General features: G+C 47.7%; 5 protein-coding genes. 4 read left to right on the top strand and 1 reads right to left on the bottom strand.

The genetic code is table 11. From position 1 onward, the window contains the following. Positions 1–243: hypothetical protein (locus tag QXT17_RS09875; RefSeq protein ID WP_342815854.1), on the top strand; the 243-nt coding region annotated here is incomplete at its 5' end. A 418-nt stretch (positions 244–661) separates the two neighbouring features. On the opposite strand, the gene QXT17_RS09880 is transcribed toward QXT17_RS09875, so the two are convergent. Next, positions 662–1,417: an ArsR family transcriptional regulator gene (locus tag QXT17_RS09880; protein ID WP_342815855.1), complete on the bottom strand. Its 756-nt coding sequence runs from the start codon at positions 1,415–1,417 to the stop codon at positions 662–664. 216 nt (positions 1,418–1,633) lie between these two features. Between QXT17_RS09880 and QXT17_RS09885 the strand changes: the two genes are divergently transcribed. The 3 genes from QXT17_RS09885 to QXT17_RS09895 all read left to right on the top strand — a co-directional run bounded on the left by QXT17_RS09885 (position 1,634) and on the right by QXT17_RS09895 (position 3,677). Next, positions 1,634–1,759 (top strand): hypothetical protein, encoded by a 126-nt coding sequence (locus QXT17_RS09885; protein WP_342815856.1) that lies wholly within the window; start codon positions 1,634–1,636, stop codon positions 1,757–1,759. Between the two features lie 57 nt (positions 1,760–1,816). After that, the gene (locus QXT17_RS09890) at positions 1,817–2,806 is read left to right on the top strand and encodes a hypothetical protein (RefSeq protein ID WP_342815857.1); all 990 of its coding nucleotides are present in this window, start codon (positions 1,817–1,819) and stop codon (positions 2,804–2,806) included. Positions 2,807–2,984: 178 nt separating this feature from the next. Continuing rightward, positions 2,985–3,677, top strand: a complete 693-nt coding sequence (locus QXT17_RS09895; RefSeq protein WP_342815858.1) for a DUF4352 domain-containing protein — start codon at positions 2,985–2,987, stop codon at positions 3,675–3,677. The last annotated feature ends 112 nt before the right edge of the window (positions 3,678–3,789 follow it).

Here is a 3,789-nt window from a genome sequence, read left to right on the forward strand (position 1 = left end):
ATCTGCACGGTCTCAACTACAATATACGGACTATTCTCCAGCGTCCACACAGTATCCTTCCAGATTATCCCGCCGACAGTCGTACCCGAGCCGCTGGAGCCCACGGCCTCCACCCCACCAAAAACTGTCCCAGAAACAGGAAAACATGAAAATAGGACAACAATAGCCAGAATCCCCAAAAAACTCTTGCACACTCTGAACATCATATCACATAAGCCTCTGCGGAAAAACAATACCGTTTGAGTAGAAAACTTATTTAAACATTATGGTCCTCCAGCCAAAGAAGACCTTCGCCCCAAAACATCCTACAGCCTCCCATCCCATGCCAGCCAACTCCCTCCCCCCTCCATGGTCGACACCATCGTCTCTGCAGCCTTCAGCAGCGTTTACCCTTTAACGGTGGAGGAAACAAAAGTTTCGTCCCAAACCAAGCTAAAGCACATGCTTTAGCAGGCCCAGCCCAGACTCCGCCAAACCTAACTTCCTAAGCGTGCCTAAACATTCTCATTGTAAGATTACATAATGCTAAAGCAAGAGACCTTTCAACCATACTCTTTTACATGCATGTTATCGCAAGAGACGACAACGTCCCCGAAATACTTGAGATTATACCTTCACCGGAGGAGGTTAGTGACATGGTACGCGAGAAGGGAGAATAGCATCATAGCCTGTCTTCTCGCCCTTTAGGCCGCATACTCGGCGACCTCAAAACTTTTATCCCATACAATTTTTCAAAAACTTCTGTCAAGACCTCCTTTTTACGTTTGACAAGCTCCCTTCTCGCCTCCGGATCCGGGATGCGCCTCAAAATTTTGTCGAACGCGTGGGAGGGCGCAAACTCTATGACAAGCCTAAACCTCACCGCCTCCACATCATCTCCGCAAACTTCTGGAACCGCAGCCTTCACAACATCCCCCCGTATACGATAGAAAAGTTCTTTGGAAAACTTTGCCTCCTGCAGACCATACACTTTCAAGCTCTCGAGATAAAGTTCGCCTAAAAAGGCATAAAACAAGCGTTCGCCTTCCCCGCATCCGGCGACAAGCTCTCGAACAAAAGGACTTCTCACCAGACTTGACACAATATCCTCTGACGCAACCTTGTCAAAAGAAGATGGTGACGGAATCACCCCCCTCCCCACCTCATCCAGTCTCCCAATCTCCTGCGGCAGCATAGCAGCCTCCATAAGCCGCATGTTCTCCGGCACACTGGCGCCTCCTAGGACGTCAAAGCCTTTTTCAGTCAAAACATATTTTCCCCCAGCATCCTTTTCAACCAAACCCATGCCCCGCAACTCTCTCAGATGCTCGCAAACCGTTTTCTCAGACACCCTCAAAAAACGCCTTAACTCACTCCAACTCCGCCCCCCCTCCAAAAGAAAACCTAGCAAACGCCTTTTCTGCTCACTTAAAATCATACTCTATCAGCCCACCCAAACATACAATCTCACATAAGCCTTCTCCAGCCTTAAAAGGAGAAAGGGGGGACAGCATACTCACCTCAGCCAGCAGCCCAAACGGAGGCCGCGGCAGCCTGCACCCCCCACATGCTCTTGGTCTGCCCCCAACATTTTTTGGGGAACACAATGTTCTGTCTCCTTTTAAGCGTCTGGACGGGACTGTGTTGGAATGGAATGTTGTATGCGCATGTTTGCCCAAGATGCGGTTTCGAAAACGTTGGACGCAGGCCTCTGATGGTCCTCGTGTGCAGGAAATGCGGTGCAATCCTTGTACCCTATGGTGTGCCAGAAGACTTTTGAACACTTTCTCTTCCTCTTTTATAGCATGCCCTGTACCAAATGTAGGCTGCACAGTCTATGCCTTCTGGAACGCTTAAGATGCTGGAAGACTATCTGGAGGATACAGTGTTAAACAGTCTACCGTACGCTCTCGCTAAACTGAAGGAGAATCCGCTTGTCAAGGAGGCTGAAGCAAAAAATGTTGTCGGCAAACTCTGTGAGCTGAAGACACTGCTGGCCCTGCTCACGATCCTACCGGAAATCATGCCAGAAGATGGTATACTCTACATAGAATACAACAGCCAATATAATAGGAGAAAATGGAGGCTCAAAGAGAAGCCCAACGACGAAGGCGCAGACATCCAGATCGCGTCAAAAAACGTTCTAGTAGAAGTTGAGGTCAAGCACCGCGGCAGCGGGTACACGACAGAAAAAGAGTTCACCGAAAAAATTCTGCCAAAATATCATCCGCGCGCAAAAAAAATCCTTGTACTCTACACCGGCTACACGGAACAAGAGAAAGAGAACATTAGGAGACTCTGCAACAGACACGACATCACCCTGATCGTGGACAACCCAATCCAGTACACAAAACATGAAAAAGGATACGTGTTCAACGCACTCGAAGCCGGCAAACACGCCGCCAACATCGCAACCGTGGCAACAAAACTATCCTACCACCTAAAAAAACACCTAGCCACCGCGGCAACAAAACAACCATCTTCTTCTTCCTATATAATACATAGTAATCTATACTATACAATGGATTATAGTAAAACGGATTATAGTAGAGCATACTATAATAGTAATGTTGACCATATAATGTTTGATTGTATAATGTTTGATGATATGATGTTTGATGATATGATGTTATGTTCTGGTATAATGTCATGTTCTAGTGTCATGTCCTATGCTGATGTCATGTTGTCTACTGTTCCATGGGACACTCTGTCTCCTGATGGTATAATGTATTATGCTAGCATAAAATGTTATGGGGCGAGAATGTTGGAGGAAACTGGTGCCTGCGGAGGCTGCAAAAAAATTGATTTTTTTGACATAATATTATAATACACTGTTCCAGCGGAGGGGAAAATGTATCGGGGGCGAAAAAAGAGAGTAGACTAGGCTGAAGAAGCTTGCGTGATGTTCACCCGACCACCCTTCCCCTGGCCTGCGGAAGAAGACGGGGAAGCCGGACTCTCCCACCACCTTCTTTCACACGCTGGAAAAAGGTGGAGAAAAAGGAGTGTGGAAGGAGAAGGGGAAAACAGTTAAATGGGGGCGGAAAAACATTCTGCCACAGAAGAAAATGTCATCCCGTCCAGAAGACGGTAGAAAGGCGTCCGAAAAGATCCTGTCCACAGCATCAGCAAACGGACCTAAATCTTCTGCCAAAAGAGAAAACAGGATTGTTGGAAAAACCATTCTGGCAGCAGCAACCGTGTTCGGAATCCTCCTCCTAACAGGACTTCTGATGGAGGCAACGGCACCAGAAACTTTGACAGCATCGAAAACCGCTGCCGCCACCAGCACTGTAGCCGAAACAGTCTACGGGGCAGGAGAACCTGTCATCGCAGGAAACCTAGCGTACACGGTCGAAAAAGTTTACACAGCAGACCGGATCGCGTTCGCGAAAGCAGACGGCGTATACGTGATAGTCTCCCTCACAATAGAAAACGTTGGCAAAGAAACCGTCACAGTAGACAGTGAAATGCTAAAAATAGAGGACGAACAGGGCCGAACATACAGTGCAAACGATGACGCAACAGTCTTCCTCGACCGCGGCTTAATCGTGAGACAGTTTCAGCCAAACATCCCCTCCAGAGCAGACATCGCATTCGACGTCCCCAAAAACATAGGCAGAATCAGCCTAAGAGTCTACTCTGACAAAAACTCCAAAGAATACAAGCTCATAGACCTGGGCACAGCAGCAGACTAGGCCAGCTTACACTCAACACTCCCCCAAAGGATAGAACATGTAATATTCTGGAGCAACATTAACCATGCCATAGCCTGGCGGAAAACATTTCCAAAGCTTACCCGGATCATCC

The sequence above is a fragment of the Thermofilum sp. genome, assembly GCF_038871435.1.
Lineage (GTDB): Archaea > Thermoproteota > Thermoprotei > Thermofilales > Thermofilaceae > Thermofilum > Thermofilum adornatum.